The organism is Sphingobium sp. JAI105, assembly GCF_015752145.1.
Lineage (GTDB): Bacteria > Pseudomonadota > Alphaproteobacteria > Sphingomonadales > Sphingomonadaceae > Sphingobium > Sphingobium xenophagum.
Genome location: NZ_JADOUC010000001.1, coordinates 1,583,848 through 1,609,973, shown reverse-complemented (window position 1 = coordinate 1,609,973; position 26,126 = coordinate 1,583,848). Strand labels below are relative to the sequence as shown.

At 64.7% G+C, this 26,126-nt stretch carries 20 protein-coding genes and 1 tRNA gene; 14 read left to right on the top strand and 7 right to left on the bottom strand.

Going from position 1 to position 26,126, the window contains the following annotated elements:
- Nucleotides 1-28 precede the first annotated feature (28 nt).
- Complete coding sequence (locus IWY39_RS07665) at nucleotides 29-814, top strand: TerC family protein (protein ID WP_017182844.1); 786 nt, start codon at nucleotides 29-31, stop codon at nucleotides 812-814.
- A gap of 94 nt (nucleotides 815-908) precedes the next feature.
- On the opposite strand, the gene IWY39_RS07660 is transcribed toward IWY39_RS07665, so the two are convergent.
- The 3 genes from IWY39_RS07660 to rnd all read right to left on the bottom strand — a co-directional run bounded on the left by IWY39_RS07660 (nucleotide 909) and on the right by rnd (nucleotide 2,927).
- Complete coding sequence (locus tag IWY39_RS07660) at nucleotides 909-1,298, bottom strand: nuclear transport factor 2 family protein (protein WP_107124442.1); 390 nt, start codon at nucleotides 1,296-1,298, stop codon at nucleotides 909-911.
- 100 nt (nucleotides 1,299-1,398) lie between these two features.
- Complete coding sequence (locus IWY39_RS07655) at nucleotides 1,399-1,680, bottom strand: I78 family peptidase inhibitor (protein WP_107124443.1); 282 nt, start codon at nucleotides 1,678-1,680, stop codon at nucleotides 1,399-1,401.
- A gap of 80 nt (nucleotides 1,681-1,760) precedes the next feature.
- Nucleotides 1,761-2,927: a ribonuclease D gene (gene rnd, locus IWY39_RS07650; RefSeq protein WP_017182841.1), complete on the bottom strand. Its 1,167-nt coding sequence runs from the start codon at nucleotides 2,925-2,927 to the stop codon at nucleotides 1,761-1,763.
- 125 nt (nucleotides 2,928-3,052) lie between these two features.
- On the opposite strand from rnd, the gene aspS reads away from it, so the two are divergent.
- From aspS to IWY39_RS07630, 4 genes are all read left to right on the top strand, one after another.
- The gene (gene aspS / locus IWY39_RS07645; protein WP_019052980.1) at nucleotides 3,053-4,837 is read left to right on the top strand and encodes an aspartate--tRNA ligase; all 1,785 of its coding nucleotides are present in this window, start codon (nucleotides 3,053-3,055) and stop codon (nucleotides 4,835-4,837) included.
- 112 nt (nucleotides 4,838-4,949) lie between these two features.
- Entirely contained in the window at nucleotides 4,950-5,741 is a 792-nt protein-coding gene (locus IWY39_RS07640; RefSeq protein WP_107124444.1) for a polyphosphate kinase 2 family protein, read from the top strand.
- Nucleotides 5,742-5,825: 84 nt separating this feature from the next.
- On the top strand, nucleotides 5,826-7,139 hold the full coding sequence (locus IWY39_RS07635) for a methyl-accepting chemotaxis protein (protein ID WP_107124445.1): 1,314 nt from the start codon (nucleotides 5,826-5,828) through the stop codon (nucleotides 7,137-7,139).
- Between the two features lie 74 nt (nucleotides 7,140-7,213).
- Nucleotides 7,214-7,399 (top strand): hypothetical protein, encoded by a 186-nt coding sequence (locus IWY39_RS07630; RefSeq protein ID WP_017182837.1) that lies wholly within the window; start codon nucleotides 7,214-7,216, stop codon nucleotides 7,397-7,399.
- Between the two features lie 116 nt (nucleotides 7,400-7,515).
- Here IWY39_RS07630 and greB read toward each other — a convergent pair whose 3' ends face one another.
- The gene (greB, locus tag IWY39_RS07625; RefSeq protein ID WP_019052976.1) at nucleotides 7,516-8,001 is read right to left on the bottom strand and encodes a transcription elongation factor GreB; all 486 of its coding nucleotides are present in this window, start codon (nucleotides 7,999-8,001) and stop codon (nucleotides 7,516-7,518) included.
- A gap of 81 nt (nucleotides 8,002-8,082) precedes the next feature.
- Nucleotides 8,083-10,170: a lytic transglycosylase domain-containing protein gene (locus tag IWY39_RS07620; protein ID WP_107124446.1), complete on the bottom strand. Its 2,088-nt coding sequence runs from the start codon at nucleotides 10,168-10,170 to the stop codon at nucleotides 8,083-8,085.
- Nucleotides 10,171-10,269: 99 nt separating this feature from the next.
- On the opposite strand from IWY39_RS07620, the gene dapA reads away from it, so the two are divergent.
- From dapA to IWY39_RS07585, 7 genes are all read left to right on the top strand, one after another.
- Nucleotides 10,270-11,148: a 4-hydroxy-tetrahydrodipicolinate synthase gene (dapA, locus tag IWY39_RS07615; RefSeq protein WP_017182834.1), complete on the top strand. Its 879-nt coding sequence runs from the start codon at nucleotides 10,270-10,272 to the stop codon at nucleotides 11,146-11,148.
- A gap of 107 nt (nucleotides 11,149-11,255) precedes the next feature.
- The gene (gene smpB / locus IWY39_RS07610; protein WP_017182833.1) at nucleotides 11,256-11,738 is read left to right on the top strand and encodes an SsrA-binding protein SmpB; all 483 of its coding nucleotides are present in this window, start codon (nucleotides 11,256-11,258) and stop codon (nucleotides 11,736-11,738) included.
- A 3-nt stretch (nucleotides 11,739-11,741) separates the two neighbouring features.
- Entirely contained in the window at nucleotides 11,742-12,338 is a 597-nt protein-coding gene (locus IWY39_RS07605) for a DUF2062 domain-containing protein (RefSeq protein WP_107124447.1), read from the top strand.
- 47 nt (nucleotides 12,339-12,385) lie between these two features.
- The gene (locus tag IWY39_RS07600; RefSeq protein WP_107124448.1) at nucleotides 12,386-14,815 is read left to right on the top strand and encodes a hybrid sensor histidine kinase/response regulator; all 2,430 of its coding nucleotides are present in this window, start codon (nucleotides 12,386-12,388) and stop codon (nucleotides 14,813-14,815) included.
- Nucleotides 14,816-14,911: 96 nt separating this feature from the next.
- On the top strand, nucleotides 14,912-15,268 hold the full coding sequence (locus tag IWY39_RS07595; RefSeq protein ID WP_017182830.1) for a response regulator: 357 nt from the start codon (nucleotides 14,912-14,914) through the stop codon (nucleotides 15,266-15,268).
- A 99-nt stretch (nucleotides 15,269-15,367) separates the two neighbouring features.
- Nucleotides 15,368-16,441 carry a recombinase RecA gene (gene recA, locus IWY39_RS07590; RefSeq protein ID WP_026002329.1) on the top strand — a complete coding sequence of 358 codons (1,074 nt, stop codon included), beginning with the start codon at nucleotides 15,368-15,370 and terminating at the stop codon, nucleotides 16,439-16,441.
- Between the two features lie 315 nt (nucleotides 16,442-16,756).
- Nucleotides 16,757-17,545, top strand: a complete 789-nt coding sequence (locus IWY39_RS07585; RefSeq protein WP_107124449.1) for a transglutaminase-like domain-containing protein — start codon at nucleotides 16,757-16,759, stop codon at nucleotides 17,543-17,545.
- A gap of 119 nt (nucleotides 17,546-17,664) precedes the next feature.
- Here IWY39_RS07585 and IWY39_RS07580 read toward each other — a convergent pair whose 3' ends face one another.
- Nucleotides 17,665-21,882 carry a translocation/assembly module TamB domain-containing protein gene (locus IWY39_RS07580; protein ID WP_107124450.1) on the bottom strand — a complete coding sequence of 1,406 codons (4,218 nt, stop codon included), beginning with the start codon at nucleotides 21,880-21,882 and terminating at the stop codon, nucleotides 17,665-17,667.
- Nucleotides 21,882-23,999, bottom strand: coding sequence for an autotransporter assembly complex protein TamA (locus IWY39_RS07575; RefSeq protein WP_181316695.1), 2,118 nt, complete (start codon nucleotides 23,997-23,999; stop codon nucleotides 21,882-21,884). Before IWY39_RS07575 ends, IWY39_RS07580 begins: the two co-directional genes overlap by 1 nt.
- A 148-nt stretch (nucleotides 24,000-24,147) precedes the next feature.
- Here IWY39_RS07575 and recJ point away from each other — a divergent pair, with 148 nt between their 5' ends.
- Together recJ and IWY39_RS07565 are read left to right on the top strand one after the other, a co-directional pair.
- The gene (gene recJ, locus IWY39_RS07570) at nucleotides 24,148-25,914 is read left to right on the top strand and encodes a single-stranded-DNA-specific exonuclease RecJ (RefSeq protein WP_107124452.1); all 1,767 of its coding nucleotides are present in this window, start codon (nucleotides 24,148-24,150) and stop codon (nucleotides 25,912-25,914) included.
- 101 nt (nucleotides 25,915-26,015) lie between these two features.
- Nucleotides 26,016-26,090, top strand: a tRNA-Glu gene (locus tag IWY39_RS07565).
- Nucleotides 26,091-26,126 lie beyond the last annotated feature (36 nt).

Genomic DNA, 26,126 nt, shown 5'->3' with positions numbered 1-26,126 from the left:
GCGTGCCGAAAGACCGGACGGAAGGATCATGATGGACAGCCTGCTTACCGCCTTTACCGATCCCGCCGCCCTGGCCGCGCTCGTCGCGCTGGTGGTGATGGAAGTGGTGCTGGGCATCGACAATCTGGTGTTCATTTCGATCCTGACCAACAAGCTGCCCGAACATCAGCGGCAAAAGGCGCGCCGTATCGGCATTGGCCTGGCGCTGGGGATGCGGCTGGTGCTGCTGTCGATGATCGCCTGGATCGTCGGCCTGACCGCGCCCGTGTTCGACCTGGGGATCATCGGCCCGCCCAATCAATATGGCGCGCCGACCTTTGAAACCGAATTTTCCTGGCGTGACCTGATCCTGATCGCGGGCGGGCTGTTCCTGATCTGGAAGGCGACCAAGGAAATCCATCATAATGTCGATCCCGCACGCGGCGACGATATGCTGGACAAGAAGAGCGTGGCGACGCTGACCTTCGGCAGCGCGATCGTGCAGATCATCCTGCTCGACATGATCTTCTCGCTCGATTCGATCCTGACTGCCGTGGGCATGACCGATAATCTTGCGGTCATGGTCATTGCCGTGCTGGTCGCCGTGGGCGCGATGGTGCTGGCCGCCGATCCGCTCGCCAATTTCATCGCCAGGAACCCGACCGTTGTGATGCTGGCGCTGGGCTTTTTGCTGATGATCGGCGCGGTGCTGATCGCCGATGGCTTCGGCGTGCATGTGCCAAAGGGGTATATCTACGCGGCGATGGCCTTCTCGACGCTGGTGGAGTGCCTCAACATCTTTGCCCGCCGGGCGCAACAGCGCAAAGGGGCATGATCAGGGGAGGGCGGGTTGATGGCGTGACCGGAAGCCGACGCCATGCCTCGCCCCTATTGCGGGCGGCCAACAGGCAATTCGCGCTCCATGCCGGTCAGGCTAGGGTCAGGAAAATCTCCGCCTCGATCATCCACGCGCCGCCCCTGTTTCGCCATTTGGCGCTATAGGTGCCTGACGCCAGCGTCTCGCCGCTGCCGATCGCCACGCCCTGCCAATGGCCCTGCTCCATGGCGATCGGTTCTACCGGGGAAACAAGGATCGTGTCGGGCGTGCGGGTGTAGATCAGTCGCTCGGCTGCCGCGAATTCGCGTTTCCAGGCAATCAGTTGCGCCTTGCGCCCGGTGATGAGCGCGCTGTCGGTGCCCGTGACCAGCACGGCGTCGGGCGCGAGCAGCGGGCCGATCGCGGCCAGATTCGCGTCGGCCAGCGCGCGATTGAAGGTCGCGCGGGCCATGCGGATGGCGATGTCTGCGGTGGCGCTCATGGCAGGGCTTTCAATGTCATCACGGTGTGCTCCCGCGCAGGCGGGAGCCCAGTTCAGGCGGTGGGACTGGATTCCCGCCTGCGCGGGAACAGGGATGGGTTCAACCGCAACGCGCCGAGGTAATCGTCATCGCTTCGTCATAGCTGACGGTCAGCCGGTCGGGGCGAAAGTCCATCGTCATCGCCATGCCGGGGCCGCCCCAGCGCAGCGTTCTGGCCCCCGATGCAGCCAGCAGCGCCGCGCCGGTTTCCGCGCTCGCCTTTTGCCCGGTAAAACCTGCAAGGGCGTCATGATTGCACGGGCCAGCCGCCACTGGCGGCGGCGCGGTAGTGGCGCAGGCGGTCAGCGCAAGCGCGCCGGTCAGGGACAGGATGCGGTGCATGGGGTTATTCTCCTTACCCAAATTCCATTCTTCGCTCAGCCTGACCCTTCGACAGGCTCAGCTCGAACAAGAGTAGGAAATCACTCCGTCCGCGTCATCTTCAGCCGACCGCCCTTGACCGCAAAGGCCAGCCGCCCCTCGACCAGATCGACCGCGTCGCGGCCATATTGTTCGTAACGCCACCCCTCCAGGATCGACAGGTCGTTCCGCACGCCCGCCGCCAGCGCTTCAATGTCATCGCTGCGCGCCAGCAGGCGCGATGCGACATTGATGTCGCGCGACCGGATCTTGAGCAGCAGCTTGAGCAGGTCCGCGACGAGCGCGCCATCCTTGCCCAGCCCCGGACGCCGCGGCTCCCGGTCGGGCATTTCATCCTTGCTGAGCGGCTGCTGCTTGCCCAGCGCCGCCATCAACCGCGCGCCGATGTCATTGGTGCGCCAGGTCGCGGACAGGCCCCGCACCTTGCCCAGATCATCCTGCGTGCGCGGCGGATGGCTGGCAATGTCGGCCAGCGTCTCATCCTTGACGATGCGGCCGCGCGGCAGATTCTTGTCCTGCGCCTCGATCTCGCGCCACGCCGCCAGCGCTTTCAGGCGACCCAGCACATCGGCTTTCTTGCTGGCGATGCGAACGCGCTTCCACGCATCTTCGGGCAGCGTTTCATAATGGCTGGGATCGCTGATCCGCTCCATTTCCTGGTCCAGCCAGTCGCCACGCCCGGTCTTGCGCAATTCTTCCAGCATCTTGGGGAAAATCTGGATCAGATAGGTGACGTCGCCGATGGCATAGTCGATCTGGCGCTTGTCGAGCGGGCGGCGCGCCCAGTCGGTAAAGCGCGCGCCCTTGTCCAGCTGTACGCCAAGCCACGCCTCGACCAGATTGCCATAGCCGATCTGCTCGCCAAGGCCCAATGCCATCGCCGCGATCTGGGTATCGAACATCGGGTGCGGGGTCTTGCCGGTCAGATTATAGACAATCTCTATGTCCTGTCCGCCGGCATGAAAGATTTTCAGCACATCCTCATTGTCGACCATCAGGTCGAGCAGGGGCTTCAGGTCGATGCCCGGCGCCTTGGGGTCGATGGCGGCAGCTTCGTCCGCGTCGGCCACCTGGATCAGGCAGAGTTCGGGCCAATAGCTGTTTTCGCGCATGAATTCCGTGTCGATGGCGACATAGGGGGATTTGGCGATGCGGGCGCAGAAATCGGAAAGTGTCTTGCTGTCGGTAATCAGCGGATGGATTTGCATATGGTCATCGATCTTATTATGGGCAGGCCCGCTCCCTGGCGGGCTGGTCGTAGTGACCTTATGCCCATAGCCTGCCGTCAGGGCTTTGTCATTTCCGTAAAACGAAGCTGAAAGACCAAAACGCCATGCACGCCTATCGCACCCATACTTGCGGCGCCCTTCGTGAAGCCGATGTCGGCACGGCCGTGCGCCTGTCCGGCTGGGTGCATCGCAAGCGCGACCATGGCGGCGTGCTGTTCGTCGACCTGCGCGACCATTATGGCATCACCCAGATGGTGGCGAAGGCGGATAGCGAAGCGCTGCGCGTGCTGGAGGGGCTGCGTCTCGAATCGGTGGTGACGATCGACGGCACGGTCGTGGCGCGCGGTCCCGAAGCGACCAATCCCAAGATGGAAACCGGCACGATCGAAGTGGTGGCCGATGCCGTCACCGTCCTGTCGACTGCCGCGGAACTGCCGCTGCCGGTGGCGGGCGAGCAGGACTATCCCGAAGACATCCGGCTGCGCTACCGCTTCCTCGACCTGCGGCGCGAAACGCTGCACGCCAATATCGTCAAGCGCACGAAGATCATTTCGGACATGCGCCGCCGGATGGAAGGCGCGGGCTTCACCGAATATTCGACGCCGATCCTGACTGCGTCCAGCCCGGAAGGCGCGCGCGACTTTCTGGTGCCCAGCCGTATCCATCCCGGCAAATTCTACGCCCTGCCGCAGGCGCCCCAGCAATATAAGCAGCTGCTGATGGTCGCAGGCTTCGACCGCTATTTCCAGATCGCCCCCTGCTTCCGTGACGAAGACCCGCGCGCCGACCGGCTGCCGGGCGAATTCTACCAGCTCGACCTGGAAATGAGCTTCGTGACCCAGGAAGAAGTGTGGGACACGATGGAGCCGGTGATCGCCCAGGTGTTCGAACAATTTGCCGACGGCAAGCCCGTCACCCCGGCCGGCAGCTTCCCGCGCATTCCGCATGCCGAAGCGCTGCTGAAATATGGCAGCGACAAGCCAGACCTGCGCAACCCTATCGAAATCGTCGATGTGACCGACCATTTCGTCGGCTCCGGCTTTGGCATCTTCGCGTCGCTGGTCGAAAGCGGCGCCCGGATTCGCGCGATCCCGGCACCCGGTGCTGGCGCGGGCAGCCGCAAATTCTTCGACGAAATGAACAATTGGGCGCGGGGCGAGGGCTATTCGGGCCTTGGCTATATCAACATCAAGGATGGCGTGCCCGGCGGCCCGATCGCCAAAAATCATGGCGAGGAAGCGACCGCAAAGCTGATCGCGGCGCTGGGTCTTGGCGACAATGACGGCGTGTTCTTCGCCGCTGGCAAGGAAGCGCAGGCCGCCAAGCTGGCTGGCCTTGCCCGCACCCGCGTGGGCGAAACGCTCGACCTCATCGACAAGGATCGGTTCGCCCTGTGCTGGATCGTCGACTTCCCCTTCTACGAATATGATGAGGACACAAAGTCGGTCGATTTCGCGCACAACCCCTTCTCCATGCCGCAGGGCGGTCTGGAGGCGCTGAACACGCAAGACCCGCTGACGATCAACGCCTATCAATATGACATGGTCTGCAACGGGTTCGAAATTGCGTCGGGGTCGATCCGCAACCAGTCGCCCGAACTGATGGTCAAGGCGTTCGAACTGGTCGGCCTGTCCCAGCAGGATGTAGAGGATCGCTTTGGCGGCCTCTATCGCGCCTTCCAATATGGCGCGCCGCCCCATGGCGGCATGGCCGCGGGCGTCGATCGCATCGTGATGCTGCTGTGCGGGGCGCAGAATTTGCGCGAAATCACGCTCTTCCCGATGAACCAGAAGGCGGAAGACCTGCTGATGGGCGCACCCAGCGCCGCCGAATTCAAGCAGCTGCGCGAATTGCATGTGCGCGTCGTGGAGCCACAGGCGAAGGGTTGAGTTTTCCTTTTTCGTCATGCTGAACTTGCTTCAGCATCCAGGGTGTCGGACACTGTCCCTGTCGCCCTGGATGCTGGATCAGGTCCGGCATGACGATTGAGGATAGCTGCCCATGACCATCGACCTCGCGACTTACGAAGATGCGCCGAAATATGACGGCGATTATGATGCGGCGCTGGCTGCGCTTCAGCAACGCCTCGCCAAGATTCAGGTCGCCCATATCCTGCACAAGCGCCGCAGCGTCATCCTGCTGGAGGGCTGGGACGCAGCGGGCAAGGGCGGCATCATCAAGCGGATGTCGGCCGACTGGGATCCACGCTACTATCATGTCCATCCCATCGCTGCCCCCAATGAAGTAGAGCGCGACCATCATTTCCTCTGGCGCTTCTGGACGCGCCTGCCGGCCAGCGGCAACATCGCGGTCTTTGACCGTAGCTGGTATGGCCGGGTGCTGGTGGAGCGGGTCGAGGGATTTTGCAGCAAGGCCGACTGGAAGCGCGGCTATGACGAAATCAACGCGTTCGAAAAGCAGCAGATCGACGCTGGCATGAACATCGTCAAACTCTTCGTCCACATCACTCAGGAAACGCAGGACAAGCAGTTGGCCGAGCGGCTGGACGTCCCGTGGAAGCGCTGGAAAACCGGCGCGGACGACTATCGCAACCGGGCCAGGCGCGCGGACTATCTGGATGCGATGCACGCCATGTTCAAAAAGACCGACACGAAACATGCGCCCTGGCATGTCATTGACAATAATCACCGCAAGAGCGGTCGCATCGCTGCGCTGACCTATGTGGCGGAACGACTGGAAGCACTCGTCCCGATGGATTTCCCGGCGGCGGACCCGGCGGTCGTCAAGCTCGCGCAGGACGCCTTTGGCTATAGCCCCGCCAAATCCGCATAAAATTCAGTGAAAACAGTCACTTGTAACAAAATTGTCATGAAATTCTAACGGCTCGTTTACCATTGGGCGGCTAAGGCTCTGGCCATGTTTCATGCCCCCATAATCCCGCCGGACGCGCCCGGCTTGGTCAGCCTGCCCCTAGCGCAGGACAAGCCGGTTATCTGGTTGGGGCGTCCGCTCAGTGAGGCGGTCGATTGCTTCCAGCGGGATTCCACCCTGCGCCTGCTGCCGGTGCTGGACGCGCGCGACCGGCCCGTCGGCGCGATCTATGAGCGCGACATGCGCCGCATCCTGTTCAACCCCTTCGGCCATGCCTTGCTGCGCAACCCCAGTTTCGGCGGGCGGCTGGACGATCATGTCCGCCCCTGTGCCCTTGTGGACCGGGGTGCGGGGCTCGATCGGCTGGTCGATCTCTATGCCGCGCAGGGGACCGGGTGCGAAGGGCTGATCGTCACGGACGAGGGGCGCTATGCAGGCGTACTGGACGGCACCCTGCTACTGCGCCTCACGGCGCAGCGCGACGCGCAGGTGGCGCTGGCGCGATCGGAACGGGTCGAGCAGATACGGCGCGAAAGTGCTGGCTTTCAGGGCGATGTCGCGCTGCTGATCGCGGACATGGTGGCCATGGCCGACCAGTTGTCGGCGCTCGCAACGCAGGCGGCGGAGCGCGCAGCGGGCGATGGCGCGGACAGTGCGGCGATGGCGGTCGCCGCGGCGCAGACGGCCGATCGGCTGGCGAGCATCGCGGCGGGCGGCGTCGAACTGGGTCAGATTTTCCAGGCGATGGAGAGCGAGGCGCGCGATGCGGGTGCAGCGATGCGTGATGCCGCCGCGCGCAGCCGCGCAGGCATGGCGCAGGGCGAGGCGCTGCGGAGCGAGACGGAAAATATCGGCGAAGTCGTCGCCCTGATCGACAGCATCGCGGGCGCGACGGCGATGCTGGCGCTCAATGCCAGTATAGAGGCAGCGCGGGCGGGTGATGCGGGCAAGGGCTTTGCCGTGGTCGCGCGCGAGGTAAAGTCGCTGGCCCAACAGACGCGCGATGCCGCGGCGGGCATAGCCGGGCGGATCGCACATGTCCGCGCGACGGTCGCTGATGTGGCGGCGGGTCATATGCATATGGATGCGGCCATGGCCCGCGCCGACCGTCTGTCGGCTTCGCTGTTCGACGCGGTCGCCCGCCAGGCCGCTTTCAGCCGCGCCATCGCCGAAAGTGTGGCGGAGGCAGGGTCGTCGAGCGACCATATCCGCTCCGGCGCGCAGGCGATCAGCGGCAATGCGGACGCGACCGTGCTGGGTGCGCGCGCGATGCAGTCGGTGGCGCAAAGACTGGCCGGGGAGGCTCATCGGCTGGAAGCGCGCGCGGGCGGCTTCATCATGGCGATCGGCGCGACCTGACGATCCGTAGAAATCCCTCTGGCGTCGCGCGCAAATGGCGATAGGCTGTGCGTCCATAAAAAGGAGAGGAAGCCATGCTCGTCATGTTCGTGGGCACTGACCGCACTGAAACCGCCGTCAACGCGTCGCAAGTCACCTTCGTCTCGTCGGTCAATGACGGCACGCGCATCCGCTTTGGCGAAGGCCGCAGCGTGACCGTGACCGAACCAATCGCTGAAGTGCTCGAAAGCCTCAACCGCTCGCTGCGCCCGCACGACTAGACGCCGTCTCGCTTCTGTTCGCCATGACCGGGCGGCGCGGCATCCTGTCGTGACGCCCGCCATGGGTGGCTTGCTATCGGGCAGCGGGCGCGCGCCTTGCACCGCGCAAGCGCGGCTCAGTCCGGATAGCGGATCGCCATCACCTCATATTCCTTCTCGCCCGAAGGCAGCATCACGCGGCGCAAGTCGCCGATGGCCGCGCCGCGCAGGGCGCGGGCGATGGGGGAGGACCAGCCGATCCGGCCAGCCTCGATGTCGGTTTCGTCATTGCCGACCAGCGTGACGATGCGGTGATTGTCATCCTCATCGGCGATGGTGACGGTCGCGCCGAAATAGACGCGGCTCTTGTCGCCCTGCTGCCGCGCGTCGACGACCTTGGCGTCCTTCATCTTCTTGGACAGGCGCTTCAGCTGAAAGTCGATCTCGCGCATCCGCTTGCGACCATAGAGATAGTCGCCATTTTCGCTGCGGTCGCCATTGCCCGCCGCCCAGCTCACGACTTCGACGATGGCGGGGCGCTCGACTCCCAGCAAATGGTCATATTCCGCGCGCAATTTGGCAAAGCCTTCGGGCGAGATATAATTGGGATAGGGGGTCGTCATCCCTCGATCCCATAACCGTTCGGGCGGACCTTGTCGAAGCCTTGCGCTTCGCTCAGGGCGAAGGGGGCGGCGATAGGGCTATTACCCCGGCGTCTGTTTCCCCAGATAGCGGCTCAGCACCGCGCTGGTCCCGCGGAATTTCGCCCGTTCCGGGTTCATTGCTTCATAGACGACCGCATTTTCCAGCACGCGCTGCACATAGTTGCGGGTCTCGAAGATAGGGATCTGCTCGATCCAGCGAAGCATGTCCGCGCCGGGCAGGCGCGGGTCGCCATTGGCGGCGATCCATTTGTTCACATTGCCCGGCCCGGCATTATAGGCCGCGACGGCCAGCGGATAGCTGCCGCCATAATAGTCCAGCATCCGCTGGAAATAGCCCGAACCCAGCATGATGTTGTAGCTGGGATCGTTGAGCGAGGCGGGGTTGTAGCCAAGCCCCAGCTTGCCTGCCTGTTCGCGCGCGGTGCCGGGCATCAGCTGCATCAGCCCGCGCGCGCCTGCATGGCTGACGATCTGCTTGTCGAACTGGCTTTCCTGCCGGGCGATGGCATGCACCATGGTCCAGTTATATTGCGCCGTGGGCGGCACGGGCACGCGCGGGAAGGCGCTTTCGCCATAGCCGGTCAGGCCGCTGGAAACGGCGCGACGGCCGACCATGACGCTCATGTCGGTGCGGCCGATCTTTTCGGCCAGTTCCGCCGCGAGATAATGATCGGTGTCGCTGTCGGCATTGTTGGCGATGGCGCGGGCGAATTTGCCCTGATCCTGCCAATAGCCCATCTGCCCCAGCGCCTTGACCGCGCGCACGACGGATCGCTGGTCGAACGCGGCGCGTTCGGCGGCGGAAATCGGCACCGGGCGCTCGACCGTGGCGGGTGCGGGGATCGGGCGGCCCAGCCGTTCGAGCGCCAGTTGACCGTAAAACTGGTCGGGATAGACGCCCGCCTGTGTGAAATAGCCGTTGGCGCTGGCGGCGTCGCCCGCCTGAAGCGCGGCGCGACCGGCCCAATAATAGCCTTTCGACCTGGTCTGGGGCGATTTGGCCGCATCGGCATAGCGGCGGAACATCGCCACCGCGTCGGTCGGACGATTGAGATTGTAAAAGGCGGTCGTCCCGGCCAGCCAGGCCAGGCTGGTATAATCGTCCCGTACCCCGATCGGCTGGTCGGACAGGTCGACGCCCGGCGGCACGGCATCGTCAATCTTGCTGGCGATGCCCCAGGCAAAGCTCCACTGGCTGTCATTGGCCGCGGCGCGCGCCTGTCCCAGCAATATTTCGTAGAATTTCTCGACGTTGGTCGGGCGATAGCTGAGCGGGCCGCGATTGGCGAGATATTGGCGTGCCGCGACCCAGTTGCCGCTGTCGCGCAGCCACAATGCCTTGTCGGCGACAAAGCCTGCATCGCTTGCGCCGACCGGTTCGGCGGCCTGCATCAGCATCGCAGCGTCGGCCGACTTGCGGCGGAAGGCGATGCGCGCCTGATAGACAGCGCGCCTGCCCGGCGAGACATAGGCCAGCATGCGCGTCGCCCCGACCGTGTCGTTGGCCCACAGCAGCATGTCGGCGCGCAGGTCGTGATCGGCAGGCGTCAGGCCGGCCCCGAAGAGGGACAGCAATCGCGCTTCGTCCGCAGCGCTCAGGCTGCCGCCGATCCAGGCATTGCGCGCGGCGACCCGCGCTTCGTCCATCCGCCCCATCTGCATCAGCGCGGTGGCGTTGCGGGCGTGGCCGGTCGCGGTGCGCGGCGGGAAACGGGCGAAGAAGGCCGTGACCTGCCGGGGATCGTAGCTGTCGGGATTGATGCCGGTTTCGGCCAGCCGCCGCATCCTGTCCTCACCCGGCCAGCCCGGATTGGCGGTGATGAAGCTTGCATAGGTGGAAAAGCCCAGCCCGTCGCTTTGCTGCAGCGCGCGCCACTGGTCGATCGTCGCGCCGATCGTGCCGTCGCTGGCCATGCCGACGCGGGACGCCACCCTGTTCCATTGCGCGCCCGGCGTATCCTGCGCGGGCAGCGGCTGGACCACGGCACCGGGCGGGTCGGCGGGCGCTGACGCGGGGGCTGGGCCTTCGGTCTGGGCGCTTGCGCCGGCGGTAAACAGCAACAGTGCAACAAGGGGCATACGGATAATGTAACTTTCAATCATTCGGGGCGTCGCCATGCTGGACATTATCGCAAATGCATCCTTATCAGCGCCTGAATGACGCGCTATAGCGCGCCGCTTGACTGATCATGCCCCGGCCGGCCGGAGAATTGAAGGAGTTTAATCATGTTTTCCGGCTCGATTCCGGCTCTGGTGACCCCGTTTCGCGACGGATCGGTGGATGAGGCGGCGTTTCGCGCGCTGGTCGACTGGCAGATCGCCGAAGGATCAAGCGCGCTCGTCCCCTGCGGCACCACCGGCGAAAGCGCGACCATGACGGTCGAGGAGCATAATCGCGTCATCGCCATCTGCGTCGATCAGGCTGCCGGGCGCGTGCCCGTGATCGCGGGCTGCGGCTCCAACGACACGCGGATCGCGCTCGATCATATGTATGCCGCGCAAGGGGCCGGGGCGGATGCCGCACTGGTGGTCGCGCCCTATTACAACAAGCCCAATCAGGACGGCGTCTATCAGCATTTCGCCTATCTCGCCGAACGCTGCTCGCTGCCGATCGTCCTCTACAACGTCCCCAGCCGCACCATCACCGACATCGGCGTGCCGGTGATCCACCGCCTGTCGGAAGAATTTCAGACGATCGTGGGGATCAAGGACGCCACCGGGAATCTGGGGCGGGTCAGCGCACAGCGTCTCGCCTGCCGCCCGGATTTCTGCCAGCTTTCCGGCAATGACGAAACCGCATTGGGATTCAACGCCATGGGTGGCAAGGGGTGCATCTCCGTCACCGCCAATGTCGCGCCGCGTCTTACCGCCGATTTCCAGGCGGCCTGCGCCGCGCATGACTGGGATGGTGCCTTGGCGTTGCAGGATCGTCTTTACCCCTTGCATGATGCCCTGTTCAGCGATTCTTCACCCGGGCCTGTTAAATATGCCCTTACGCGCGTGCGGCCCGACATGCCCGGCGACGTCCGCCTGCCAATCACCTGGCCGTCGGAATCCAGCCGGGCCGCGGTCGACCGCGCGCTGGAAATTGCGGGGCTGGTATAGAAGGCCCATCTCCGTTCGGTTCGAGCTTGTCGAGAACTGCGCGGGAAGGCTTCTCGCCCTTCGACAGGCTCAGGATTCTCGAACCGAACGGATGAAAAAGTAGATTAATGGCCCGCCCCCGTCCCGTTACCTTCGACAAGAAAAAGATCGTCGCCGAAAACCGGCGCGCGCGCTTTGACTATTTCATCGAAGATGTGTTCGAAGCGGGCATCGCCCTGCAGGGGACAGAGGTGAAGGCGCTGCGCGGCGGCGAAGGGTCGATCGCCGAAAGCTATGCCGAGGTGAAGGGCAATCAGGTGTTTCTGGTGAACAGCAACATCCCTGAATACAGCCACGGCAATCGCCAGAATCACGAACCCAAACGCCCCCGCAAGCTGTTGCTGCACGAGCGGGAGATCCACAAGATGCACAGCGCCGTGTCGCGGCAGGGCATGACGCTGGTGCCGCTGATGGTCTATTTCAACAGCCAGGGCCGCGCAAAGATCGAGCTGGCGCTGGCCAAGGGCAAGCAGAACCACGACAAGCGCGAAACGATCAAGGACCGCGACTGGAAGCGCGACCAGCAGCGCATCATGCGGGACAAGGGCTGAGCCATGGACAACCGCCTCAGCCGCTGGTGGCACGACAATGCGCCGACGCGCGAAAGCCTGGAGCATAACAGGTTCCTCGCGCCCGTCGCGCACCGCGTGCTGGAACCCTCGCTGTGGCGCTTCACGCGCCGCTCGGTGCCCCGCGGCGTGGCACTGGGACTGCTGGTCGGCATCTTCCTGCTGATCCCTGGCGTGCAGATTGCAGGCGCGGCGCTGCTGGCGCTGCCCTTCCGCGCCAATATTCCTGTCGCGGCGGCCATGACCTTCCTGTCCAATCCCGCGACCACGCCGCTGATCCTGTGGCTGTCGGTCTATATCGGCAACTGGATGCTGGGCCGCAGCGCGGACGCATCGGGCTTCATGACGCTGGTGGATCATCATGCCACGATTGGCCAATGGGCCGCCTGGCTGGTGTCCGAAGCAGCGCCCGCCTTGCTGCTGGGTCTCTCGATCATCTCGATCGTTGCGGCCGCCATCGGCTATGTCATCGCCGACTGGGTCTGGCGTCATCGCATGGGCCGCAAATGGAAGGCGCGCAAATTGAGGATTGGCAAGGCCCATAAAAGCAGCGCATTGGAGAAACCAGCTCCTGTCCTCTAGGATGGGCAAGCGGGTTTGACAGTGTCGATGCAAGGGAAGGGCCGCCCATGGCCGCGCGGGTGAACAGCAATGGGGATGCGTGGCTGACCCAGTCGCGATCGGGTTTTGCCCTGCCGCTGTTGCTGCTGGCGGCGGCGCTTTCGGCCGGGCTGATTTTCTATGCGATCGACAATTGGCTGCTGGCCGGCGGATTTGCGGCCACCGTCCTCACCATCGCGGCGCTCATGGCCTGGTATCGCCGCCTTTATCCGCCGCAACTTTCCGACAAGGAAGCGATCCCCGACTGGACGGTCGCCCGCGCCGCCGCTGACGCATCCAGCATGGCGATCGCCGTTACCGATCGCGCCGGGCGGCTGGTTTGCGCCAGCGACCTGTTTGGCGAATGGTTCGCCGGTTATCCCACCCCGCCCGGCATCACCGGCGATCCGGCGCTCACCGAAAGCCTGTCGGTCGCTGCCCGTGCCGCCTGGCGCGATGGGGAGGCGAAGGTCGGCGGGATCGCGCAAGGCGCGCTGCGGCTGGATGCGGAGGTGGTGCGTACCGGCCGGGCCGAGGATTATCTGCTCTGGCGCTTTGCCCCGGTGCGCCAGCCCAGCGCGCTGGACGACGTCAACCGCTTCCTGACCGGCGAAGCGGGCCGCCAGCTGGGCGAGGCAGGCGTGATGGCCGTGATGATCGGTGGCGAAGGCCGCATCCGCGCCGCCAATGGTGCCTTCCTGCTGCGCGCCGCCGGGCGGATCGACGCCAATATCACCGGGCGCGATTTCGCCGGCCATATGCGCGTGGATGACAAGGGGCGGCTGTTCCTGGCGCGCGAAGAGCAGGGCGGCCTGCCGCTGCGCCTGCTACAGGTGCCGTTGAAGCGGGTGACGCAGGGCAACGGCATGTCGGCGCAGGTCAGCGCGCAGGACGGGCCGATGCTGCTGCTGTTGATCGACGAACCGGCGGGCGGCGGTGGCACGTCGGCGCTTTCCTACATCGAAACCCTGCTGTCGCTGCTGCCCTTTGGCCTGGCCATGGCCGACCGCGACGGGCGGGTGCTGTTCCTCAACAATGCCTTTGCGCGGGTCGCGGGCCTTAAACCCGGCGACAAGCCCAGCTATCCCGGCGATCTGGTGGTGCGCGAGGATCAGGCGGCGGTGGCCGACGCGGTGCGGCGCTTTGCCGTGGGGCCGCAAATGTCGGGCGACATAGCCGTGCGTATGCGGGACCAGCCTGACGAGCCGATCGCATTGAGCCTGGCTGGCGTGCGCGGGCTGGGCGAGGCGGCGGTGCTCCTCTCGCTCAAGGATAATAGCGAGGAATCCAAGCTCAAGCGGCAGGTGGCGCAGGCGACCAAGATGCAGGCGATCGGCCAGTTGGCGGGCGGCGTCGCGCATGATTTCAACAACATCCTGACCGCGATCATCGGCCATTGCGACCTGATGCTGATGCGCCACACGCCCGGCGACAGCGACTATGACGATATTCAGCAGATCAAGTCGAACAGCAATCGCGCCGCTGGCCTGACCCGGCAATTGCTCGCCTTTTCGCGCCAGCAGACGCTGCGGCCCCAGATCCTGCAACTGCCTGACATCGTGGCGGACGTCTCCAATCTTTTGAAGCGCCTGCTGGGCGAAAATGTGAAGCTGGACGTCAGCCATGGGCGCAATCTGGGCGCGGTGCGCGCCGATCCCGGCCAGCTGGAACAGGTGATCGTCAATCTGGCGGTCAATGCCCGCGATGCCATGCCCGAAGGCGGCACGCTCAATATCCAGACCTATGCCGTGCCCGCGATCAAGGTGCGCGAAATGCGCCAGCAAATCCTGCCGGCGGGGGACTATACCGCGCTGCGCGTATCGGACACCGGGCTTGGCATCCCGCCCGACATATTGGCCAAGATTTTCGAGCCGTTCTTCACCACCAAGGAACTGGGCAAGGGGACCGGCCTTGGCCTGTCCACCGTCTATGGCATCGTCAAGCAGTCGGGCGGCTACATCTTTGCCGAATCCGAACTGGGGCGCGGCGCCAGCTTCGTCATCTACCTGCCTGTCTATGCCGGCTCCGATGCGAATGACGTCGCGCCGGTCAAGCCGCCGGTCAGACGCAGCGAGACATGGGGCACCGGCACCATCCTGCTGGTGGAGGATGAGGACATGGTCCGTGCCGTCGCGGAACGGGCATTGGTGCGGCAGGGCTATACCGTGCTGACCGCCAGCGACGGCGAACAGGGGCTGGAAGTGTTGGCGGGCGATGTCGCGATCGACCTTTTGATCTCCGACGTGGTGATGCCCAATATGGACGGCCCCGCCATGGTGGCGCAGGCGCGTCGCGCTTTCCCCGACCTGCCGGTATTGTTCATGTCGGGCTATGCCGAGGAGCAATTGCGCAAGTCGATCGACATCGCCAACGTCGCTTTCCTCCCCAAGCCCTTCTCGGTCAATCAACTGGCCGAAGCGGCGCGGGACGCACTGGCGACGCGACCCGTGGCGGAATGACCCTCGAATAAGTTGTGCTTGATCAAGGTAATTATCCTGTCCATTCCCGCACCGATGGGTTAGCGCATGCGCGTATCAACAGGGGATCGCCACGGCATGTCGGACGGCAAGAGCATTTTGATCGTCGAGGATGAAGCGATGATCGGCATGATGCTGGAAGATTATCTCGACGCGCTGGGTTATCGCTTGCATGCGGTCGCCGCTTCGGTCGACGAAGCCTGCGCCCATGCGCGCGACGGCGGCTTTGACGCGGCTTTGCTCGACTGCAATTTGCAGGGTGAGAAAAGCTGGCCCGTCGCTGACATATTGGTCCAGAAAGGCGTGCCTTTCGTCTTTGCGACGGGCGGCATGGCCGACGATCTGCCGACCCATCATGCCGACCGCCCCACGCTTGCCAAGCCCTTCACCATCGGCGCGGTCGAGCGGGCGTTGGGAAAAATATTGGGCGAATAGGAAATTTCCGTTCCCCTCTTGTTCTATTAGAACAAACAGGATACATCATCGCCAGGCGCCGAGAGAATCGACGCAGTCCGCTTGACAGGGATTAGGCCGATGTCCGCTATGCTCACACTCATCGATTCCAAGAAGAACGGGACTATGGACAGACAAAAAGCATTGGACGCCGCGCTTGCCCAGATCGACCGGGCCTTTGGCAAAGGCTCTGCGATGAAGCTGGGCAGCCGGGAAAAGATCGAGATTGAAGCCATCTCGACCGGCTCGCTCGGCCTCGACATCGCTCTTGGCATTGGCGGCCTGCCCAAGGGGCGAATTATCGAGATTTACGGCCCGGAAAGTTCGGGCAAGACCACGCTGGCGCTGCACGCCATCGCCGAAGCGCAGAAGAATGGCGGTACCGCCGCCTTTGTGGATGCGGAACATGCACTCGATCCGGGCTATGCCAAGAAACTGGGCGTCGACATTGACGAACTGATCGTGTCGCAGCCTGACACGGGCGAACAGGCGCTGGAAATCGTCGATACGCTGGTGCGCTCCAACGCCATCGACGTGCTGGTGGTCGACTCGGTCGCCGCGCTGGTGCCGCGGGCGGAAATCGAAGGCGAAATGGGCGACAGCCATGTCGGCCTTCAGGCGCGCCTCATGAGCCAGGCGCTGCGCAAGCTGACCGGCTCGATCTCGCGCTCCAAATGCATGGTGATCTTCATCAACCAGGTGCGGATGAAGATCGGCGTGATGTACGGCAATCCGGAAACCACGACTGGCGGCAATGCGCTCAAATTCTACGCCTCGGTCCGCCTCGACATTCGCCGCACCGGCCAGATCAAGGATCGCGAAGATATTGTCGGCAATGCGACCCGCGTGAAAGTGGTCAAGAACAAGGTCGCCCCGCCGTTCAAGCAGGTCGAATTCGACATCATGTATGGCGAAGGCATCTCCAAGATCGGCGAGATCCTCGATCTGGGCGTCAAGGCCGGGATCGTGGAGAAATCGGGCGCCTGGTTCTCCTACGACTCTGTCCGCATCGGCCAGGGTCGTGAAAACGCCAAGACATTTCTGAAAACGCATCCTGAGATGGCGGATCGTCTGGAAAAGGCGATCCGGGGCAAGACCGAAGAGGTTGCCGAAGCGTTGATGGCCGGACCCGAAGCGGAGGATGATGACGAATAAGCGCAGATGCTCGTCCGGCCCGATCAGCCGGAACGATCTCTGGCGCAACTCGTCCGCCCCTCGCTTCACGCACTGAAAAGGCCCGCCGCGCACCCCCTGCGCAGCGGGCCTTTTACCGTCCGGCTCCATCAACGCCGACTTTCCGATAGGATCGGGCCAGCGCAAGATAATGTCCGATTTGCCGGGAAATATGCGAAGTTAAGCGGTTCAGCGGATCTGGCACTTGCGCCCTGCCTGCGCCCTCGCAATGCTCTGCACCCTAATGGCGGCTGGCGCGTTACCGCGTCTCCTTCCCGCTTTTGAAAGGCTCCCATCATGCGCGTCGCGATCGAGGCGATACTGGATTATGACTTCGCCGAACCGACCGATGTGCTGCTGGCGGTGGAAGCCGCCGCGCTGCCGGATCAGCGCATCGTCAGCCAGTCCCACATCATCAACAATGCCGGGCCATTGACCAACAAGGTGGGCGGCAGCGGCGTTGGCCGGCGCACCTGGACCCGCACCGGCACCGGACGGATGCTCAGCACCTACCGTGCCACTGTCGATGTCGACCGCCCCGCGATCGACCTTGCCAGCCTCGCCAAAAGCCCGCTGCCCAGCCTGCCGGAGGATGTGCTGCCCTTCATCTGGCCCAGCCGCTATTGCGAGGCTGACCGCTTCGTCAGCTTCGTCTGCGGCCATTTCCCCGATCTGGAGGGCGGCGCGCTGGTCACGGCGCTGCGCGACTGGGTGCACGACAATCTCATCTATGTGCCCGGCAGTTCCGACGGCACGACCACCGCCGCCGATACCTTCGTTGCCCAGCAGGGTGTCTGCCGCGACTATGCCCATCTGACCGCCGCGTTGATCCGCTCCCGCGATATTCCGGCCCGGCTCGTCTCGGTCTATGCCCTCGACCTTGATCCGCCGGATTTCCATGCCGTTGTCGAAGTCTGGCTCGACGGCGCGTGGCACATCGTCGATTCGACCGGCCTCGCCCCGGTCGAAACCATGGTCCGCATCGCCGTCGGCCGCGACGCCACCGACATCGCCTTCATGACCGCCTTTGGCAACGCCATGATGAACGCCCAGTCGATCCTCGTCTCGCGCGTGGACGAGGGATAGGCAGCCCATCCCCGTTCGCCCTGCGCCTGTCGAAGCGTCGTCCTGCTTGATGTAAGGACAGGGCCTCGACAGGTTCGGCCCGAACCGACAATCTCAAGAGCGCGATGCCCGCGCTCCGCTCAATAATCCTTGGAATAGCGCAGGTTCGCCGACGATCCGGCATTGGTCCCGGTCTTCGACAACAGGCTCAGCGTCCTGGACAGCGCAATCTCCAGCTGGGTGGCGGTAAAGCCCTTGGAATCGGTGATCACCTCCACATAGACATTGTTGGAGATATGCTGCCCCACCGCCAGGCTCGTGCCGCGCCCGGTCGTTTCATCGCCGCCGACAATGCCGATGCGGTCGATTCCCGACGCGCCCTGCAACTTGCCCATCGGGTTCAACCCGCCGCTGCCGCCGCGCAAGCCGTTGAGCGCCGCCGCCAGCTGCACCGCCTGCATCGCCGACAGGTTGGCGACATTATCGCCGAACAATATGCGCGACAGGATTTCGTCCTGCGGCAGGGTGGGATTGGAAATGAACGCGATGTCGGGCTGCTGCGCCGATCCGGTCACCTGTATGCCCGCCGTCACCGTGTCGATTCGCGTCTGCGCCTTGATCGCCAGCACCGGGTTCAGCATCGGTCCGTTAAAGGTGATGACGCCCTGTTCCAGGTCGAACTGCTTGCCCGAAAAACTATAGCGTCCGCGCAGCACTTCCAGCTTGCCGACCACACGCGGATTGGCGGTGGTGCCGGTCACCCGCATCGCTGTCTTCCATTCCGAATCCAGCCCCATGCCGGTGACATAGATTTCATTGTCGGCCCGCACCCGGATGTCGAGCTTCCAGTCAGCGGGCTTTGCCGCCGCCTGACGCGCGGCCTGGCGCTGGTCCAGAATGTCCGCGCCTTCGCCCTTGCGCCGCACGCCCTGCAATTGGCGAATCTCGGTGCCACCCTGCCAGGCGACCCTGTAGCGGGTTTCGGGCAGGCTCAGGTCGCCCTTGATCAGGCCGCCATTGGCCGCGCTGTTGGTGATGGCCAGCGTCCCGCTGACGACGCTGGTGATTGCTTCGCTTCGGGCCAGCCGGGCGCGGTCGAGTTTGATGGCGATATTCATCGGGAACCCGCTGTCGGCGGCAAGGCCCACCGTGCCGGACGCCTGGACCGTGCCGTCGCCGGCCCGGCCGGAAAAGTCGCGCAACTCCAGCCGATCGTTGGTGAAGCGGCCATCGAGCTTCATCTGGGTGACCCGCGTGCCGAACGTCTCATTTTCATAGGTCAGCGCATTGGCGCGGGCGACGCCGTTGATACGCGGATCGGCCAGTCGCCCGCTGAAATCGGCTGCTACCGCCAGCCCGCCGGTCAGTTGCTGGTCGGCAAGACCCGCGAAGGAAAAGAGAATGTCGGCCGGTCCGGCATAGCGGATGCCACCGCCCAAGGGCGCCGCCTGCAACTGCTCGCTCCAGCTGTTGCCGGGGCCGGGCGGGGCGAGCGTCGCCACGAATCGTCCCAGCGTCGACGAACCGCGCCGGATCAGCCCGCGCAGGTCGCCGCCCGCGCTGGACAGCTTGCCCTCCATGCTCATCGACACGGGATCGGACACGGCGGTCAGGCTGGAGCGCCGGAAATCGGCGATGGCGAGCCGCGTGGTCGCGGTCGGGAAAGCATTGCCGGTCTGCACATAGTCGATCGTCCCGGTCGCCTTGCCGCCAATACCCAGTCCTGGCGAGGCCATGTTGATGATCGCCAGGTCAAAATCCTTGAACCGCATCTGCATGGCCGTGCTGTCGCCAGACCGCCCGGCCAGATCGACCTTGCCCTGCGGCAGGATCAGCGTGGCCGGCTCCAGTCGATAGCCCCCTAGTTCCGTGCGGATGATCGCGGGGTTGGCGAGGCGGAAGGGAATATTGCCCGCCTTGCCCTGCAACGCCACGGCATAAAGATCGGGGCGCAGCGCGGCATTGGCCGCGATCGAGAAGGGGACGCCGCTGGAGCCATCGGCCACCAGCTGCGCCTTGCCACGCCCGCCCTGATAATCGACCTTGGCGCGCGCCGTGCGCACCACATAGTCGCCATAGGCGGCGTTGGCGATCTGCACGTCGGCCAGGATTCGGGGCTGATCGGTCAGCACCATGGAAGCGTTGACGATGGCGCGGCCGATGATCACGTCCGCGTCGCCCGGCAGCTTGGCGTTATTGGCGGTGGCGTTCACATCCACGCCCTGCGCCTTGCCGACCGCCGCCAGCCGCACCGCGCCTGTAATGCCCGACCCGTTCAGGCTCAGCTGACCGGCAAAGGGACCGGCCGCGCTCTGTCGCAGCGTGCCTGCCATATCGACCCCGGCAAAGCGGGCCTTGGCGATGTCGATCGTCAACGGGCCAGCGGCGGTGCGGATCAGCACATTGGCGAAGAAGGGGCCATAGGGCGATCCGCCGGTCGCTTCGAGCCGATAGCCTGCGGCCTCTCCGTTCAGCTTCGCGATCACATCATTCAGCTGCACGCCGACATTGGGCCGTGCCGCGCGCAACACCGCTTGCGGTCGCTCCATCGTCCCGCGGACGGTCAGCGCCAGCGGCCCATATTGGCGCGAGGCGGCGGTGGCGTCGAACGCGATATGGCCGTTGGTGTCGTAGCTGCCCGAACCCGACTGGATGGTGAAATTGGGCGCCGCGCCCTTCAGCCCGGCGAGCGTGAACTTGCCCTCCGGCGTCATGCCGATCCGCCCGGTGGCGATGGCGTTGCCGCCCAGGAAATCGCGTACCGACGCATTGTCCCAGCGCGCTGTTCGCACACCAAAGCGGCCCGACAGGCCAAAGCCGCCCTTGGGTCCGGGGACCAGCTCTATATCGGTGTTGAGATTGACGATGCCGACGCCGTCGATCCGGTAATCATTGACCCGTCCTTTCAGCGCCCCGCGATAAAGGGCGTTGTCCAGATCAGCGAGGACTATTGCGGTCGCGTCGATCTTGTCGCTGTCGATCTTGAGGTTGTCGCTGATCAACCTGCCACTGGCATAGGCGAAATCGCCCTTCACCCGCAGATTGTTCATCAATCCGCCAGCCGCGGCGTTAAGGCCGGTCACCCGGCTCGCGGTGGCGTTGACCGGAATGCGGATGCGGTCGGCGTCGATCACCGCGCGGCCGGTGGCTTTCAGATTTTCGATGCCGGTGGCGTCGAACGCCAGATATTTGGCGCTGATGTCATAATCGATGAACGGCGTGGCCATCGGCCCGTCCAGAACGATGGCGGCGCGCACGTCGCGACCCTTGACCTCCTCCATGATCGCGCCGGGGGTCAGCAGCGCCGCATTGATCTTCAGCGCGCTGAACCGGCTCGTGCCCAGATCGACCAGGCCCTGCGCATCGGCGGACAGGGCAGGGGACCGCAGTGTCGCCTTCAGGTTGACGCGCCGTTCGTTCAGGCCTGCAAACAGGTCGACGTCCAGCTGCGGCGCGGTCAGGCGATCGACCGTGCCGGCCATGACCAGGCCGGGGCGCAGCGGACCCTTCGCGGTAAATGCGCCATCACGCGCAGCGACGGCGATGTTGGCGATCTCGCCCTTGGGACTGGTCGCAACGATCCGCCCGTTCCAGGCCTGCCATGTCCCCTTGCCATCCAGCGTCGCGGTCATCCCGTCGGTCAGGCCCGACATGGCGGCAATGACACCGCCCCTGGGCGCGGTCAGCGTGCCGCTCATGGCCAGCCGATTTTGCGCCGGAACCGCGTCCAGCTTCGCCTGCAACCGGTCGCCGCTGTCGACGATCGCGTCGGCGGACAGGATCGCGCGGCCGTCGGCGATATGGGTCACGCCGTCGATCGCGATTTCGCGCTTCTGGCCGATGACGGGCTTCGCCAGCACGAATTTGCCGATCTTCAGCCGGTCGACGTCAATGTCCAGATCCGGCAGGATAGGGGCATTGGGATCGGTCGGGGTGGCGTTGAACTGCGGGCTGCGCGCCAGCACCACCAGCGGGGTTTCCAGCAGGCTGACCGAAATATGGTTGTTCACATAACGAAACGGCTTCCACACGACATGCACGCGCGGGGACACCGCGAACACGCCCTTGGGATCGCGCAGCACAAGATCGTGAATCACCATGTCGCTATAGATCGACCCGTCGATCCGTCCGACTTCGATGGCCATGCCCGATTCGAGTTTCAGCGCCGCGATCTGCTGGATCAGGAATCGCTTGCCCGGCTGGGTGTTCAGGCCCAGCAGCAGGCCCGCCACCAGCACGACCAGCGCCACGACAAGGCCGACGACCCCGATCGCGATCTTCTGCCACAAGGGGCGAGCTTCGCGCACGATCACGGCCTCGCTAGGGACGGTCTGGGCGGGGGTGTCATCCTGAGTCATTAGAAGGCCTGCCCAATACCGATATAGACGGCGAATTTGGATTCGCCCGGCTGCCGGTTGATCGGCATTGCAATGTCGGCGCGGAAGGGACCGAAATTGGTGTAGAAGCGCCCGCCAATGCCGACGCCATAGCGCATGTCGGAAAATTTCGGGATTGCGCTGTTATAGACCTGACCTGCATCGACAAAGGCCACCGCGCCATAATTGCCAAAACGATACCGGCCCTCGACCGCAAATTCATTGACCGATCGGCCCCCGATGGGATCGTTGTTTACATCTTTCGGCCCCAGTTCCTGATAGCCATAGCCACGCACTGATCCGCCGCCGCCCGCATAGATGCGCCGCGATGGCGCGACATCGTCGCGCGACACGCCGCTGATCGCGCCAAGCCGGGTGCGCGCCGCGATGACCAGCGAATCCGACACGGGATAATAGCCGGTCAGGTCGAACGTGCCGCGCACATAGGGCGAAACATTGCCCTGCAACGACGCTTCGGGCGACACGCGCACACTGGCGCGGAACCCCTTGGTCGGGTTGAGCAGATCGTCGGACCGGTCATAGCCGACCTGCACCGGCAGCGCGCCGATGAAATAGGTCAGCCGCTTGTTCTGGCCGGTTGCCGGATCGATCGTCGTCTGTTCGTTCGACAGCAGGATTTCCGCGCCATAGGTGTAGGTCCAGCGCTTCTGGAAGATCGGCGTCGATTGCCGCGCCCAACTGATGTTCAGCCCGGCGGTGAAGGCTTCATAGGCGTCATATTTCTGATGGTTGATCAGCGCGCCGGCCTGAAACGTCTTGTCGCGCTTGCCCGCGTTGGACCGGCGGAACGTGCCCGACACGCCCTGTTCCTGCGTGCCCGCGACCACGCCAGCGATCAGCGCGCCTTCGGGCGGGAACAGGTTGCGGTGGGTCCATGTCCCTTCGGCGCGGAAACCCTGACCGGTGCCATATCCCACCTCGCCCGCCAGCGTGCGCGGCGGCCCGGCAGCCTGTTCGACGTGCAGGTCGACATACTCGGTCCCGTCCGGTCCTGCCTCGTTGGTGCGAACGGGATCGACCGCGACGCTGGAAAACAGGCCGGTCGCGACCAGCGCCTTGCGCAAATCATCGACCTTGCGGCTGTCATAGATCTCGCCCGGCTTGTAGCGGCGGATCACCTCGATATGATCGGCCCCGAACGCCTGCTTGTCGCCACTGGTGGTAATCTTGCGGAACGTACCGCGCGGCCCGGTGTCGACGGGCAGGGTATAGGCGCCCGTCACCGTCGCGGGGTCGAGCAATATGTCGCGCTCCCCCACCTTGGCGAAAGCATAGCCTTGTTCGGGCAGCCGCAGCGCGACATTGGCCTCCGCACCTTCGACCGTCGTCGCGACGATATAGTCCCCGGTCTTGAGCGGCAGACTGTCGCGCACCAGCCCCGGCGGCACGGTCGGCCCGGCCTGCACGATGATGTCGCCCAGCTTGTAGCGCTTGCCCGGCGTCACGGAAATCACGGCGGTCAACGTGCCATCGCCGGTCTGGTCGAGGCTGGCGAGGGCGGTCGCGTCATAATAGCCTTCGGAATAGAAAAGCCGTACCGCCAGCTTCTCATCCTCCTGCGCCCGTGCCTGCACCATTGCGGCGGTCTCTGCCTTGCCATCGCCGTCGATCAGCGCGGATGCATCCCGAAATTCGTCTTCAAGGCCCGTCTTGCCAAAACCCTCAATCCGGGTGGCATAACGGACGTCGGGCAGCTTTGCGTTCGGGTCGCTGTCGGCCGCAACGTTGGCGGGCACGGTTACGCTGTCCAGCGGGGGCAGCGGTTGCGCCAGTTCCTGCTCCTCAGCCGGCTCAATGGCAGGCGGCAGTTCCGCCGCTGCGCCGGTCGAGGGCATTTGCTGGTCGATCCAGCTGTCGATCGACGGCAGCGGCTTGGCGGGGTCGCTTCCCTCCATCTGCGGCAGGCGCGCCTCGAACTGGTCGTCCGGCAGGATCGGCTCTTCAGCCCGCGTCGCATCATAGGGCAAGGACGGCGTGGTGGCGGGCGGCGGCGTCTGCGCCAGCAGCGGCAGGGGGGATGCGGTAGCGATAAGAAGGCCCAACATGTGCCGGACATGATGAGCCTGTCTTATTATCATATGTCCGTCACGCCCCTCTGGTCGCCAGCCATGAAGGCGGCCACAAAGCAGCAATACGCTCAAGCAGTTGCCGCGGTTCCGTCCGGCGGGCAATTCGCCGCGACGGCCCGCGCTTCCATCCCTGCATGCAAGCGACTAGAGCGGCGGCATGACATTTGCGCTCAACATCTCCCGCTCCATCACTGGCCAGCCCTGGAAATGGCGGGGAGAGGGGGCGGATGCGCGCGAACCGGGCTATGCGCCCGACGATCTGGTGACGCAATTGCTGCTGGCGCGCGGCTGTCAGCGCGACGCGCTGGAGGCGCACCGCAACCCCACGATCCGCGCCTTCATGCCCGACCCCAGCCTGTTCCGCGACATGGATGCCGCCGCGGAACGGCTGGCCGACGCGGTGCAGCGGGGCGAGGATGTGCGTATCTTTGGCGATTATGACGTCGATGGCGCCACCAGTGCGGCCCTGCTCATCCGCCTGCTGCGCGACCTGGGACTGACGGCGAAACCCTATATCCCCGACCGGCTGATGGAAGGCTATGGCCCGTCCGGTGAGGCGCTGGTGCGGCTGGCGGGCGAGGGCGCGACCCTGATCGTCACCGTCGATTGCGGCGCGCAGGCATTCGAGGCGCTGGCCATGGCACGCGACACCGGAGTCGATGTCGTCGTGGTCGATCATCATAAATGCAGCGCGGCGCTGCCCATGGCGCTGGCCCTGGTCAATCCCAACCGGCTGGATGAAGGGGACGAGGCCGCAACCCATGGTCATCTCGCGGCGGTCGGCGTCGCCTTTCTTCTGAGCGCGGCGCTGGTGCGGGTGCTGCGCGCCCGCAGCTGGTTCGCAACGCGGGCCGAACCGGCGCTGATGGAGTTGCTGGACATCGTCGCGCTGGGCACGGTGGCCGATGTCGCGCAATTGAAAGGCCTCAACCGCGCCTTCGTGGCGCAGGGGCTCAAGGTGATGGCCCGGCGGCGCAATATTGGCCTGGCCGCGTTGATCGACGCCAGCCGCCTGACCCGCGCCCCCCTATGCCACGACCTGGGTTTTGCGCTGGGACCGCGAATCAATGCGGGCGGACGTGTCGGGCAGGCCGATCTGGGGGTACGCCTGCTGACGACGCAGGATCCTGCCGAAGCCGCGCGGATCGCCGAACAATTGAACCAGTATAATGAAGAAAGGCGCGCGATCGAGGCGGCGGTGCAGGAACAGGCCGAGGCATTGCTGACGGCCCAGGACAATCGCGCCATAGCGGTGATCGCCGGGCAGGGCTGGCACCCCGGCGTCATTGGCATCGTCGCCGGGCGAATCAAGGAAAAGGCAGGCCGCCCGGCCATCGTCATCGCGCTGGACGAAGATGGCGTGGGCAAGGGATCGGGCCGATCGATCAGCGGGGTCGATCTGGGCGCGGCGGTGATGGCGGCCAAGGATAGCGGCCTGCTGGTCGCGGGCGGCGGTCATGCGATGGCGGCGGGGTTGACCGTGGCGGCGGACCGGGTCGATGCGCTGGCCGATTTCCTTGACGATCGGTTGTCAGGAGCCGTCGCCCGCGCCCGCGACGACCGGGCGCTGCTGATCGACGCCGTGCTGGCCCCCGCCGGGGTCAATCCCGATTTTATCGCCGCGATCGAGGCGGGCGGGCCCTATGGCGCGGGCTGGCCAGCCCCGCGCATCGCTGCCGGGCCGATGCGCGTGATCAAGGCCGATGTCGTGGGTAACGGCCATTTGCGCGCGATCATGGGCGGGGAGGATGGCCGCTCGTTCAAGACCATCGCCTTCCGGCAGGCCGAGACCGATCTGGGGCAAGCGATACTGGGTGCGCCGCGCGACCGGCGGCTATGGGTCGCGGGTCGGGCGAAGATCGACGACTGGGGTAGCCGCCCGGCCGCCGAACTCCATCTGGAGGACGCGGCCTGGGCTGATTGAGGGTGGAGAAATCCGACACAGGAAAAAGGGGGGTTGACCCCTGCGCCGTCTCCTCCTAATGCCCGCCTCGCTTCGCAGCGCCATCCGGTGGCGCCGCCAACGGCCCCTTCGTCTAGCGGTTAGGACGCGGCCCTTTCACGGCTGAAACACGGGTTCGATTCCCGTAGGGGTCACCAAAATACTCTCCCAGAGAGTATCAGAAGATGCCGGGA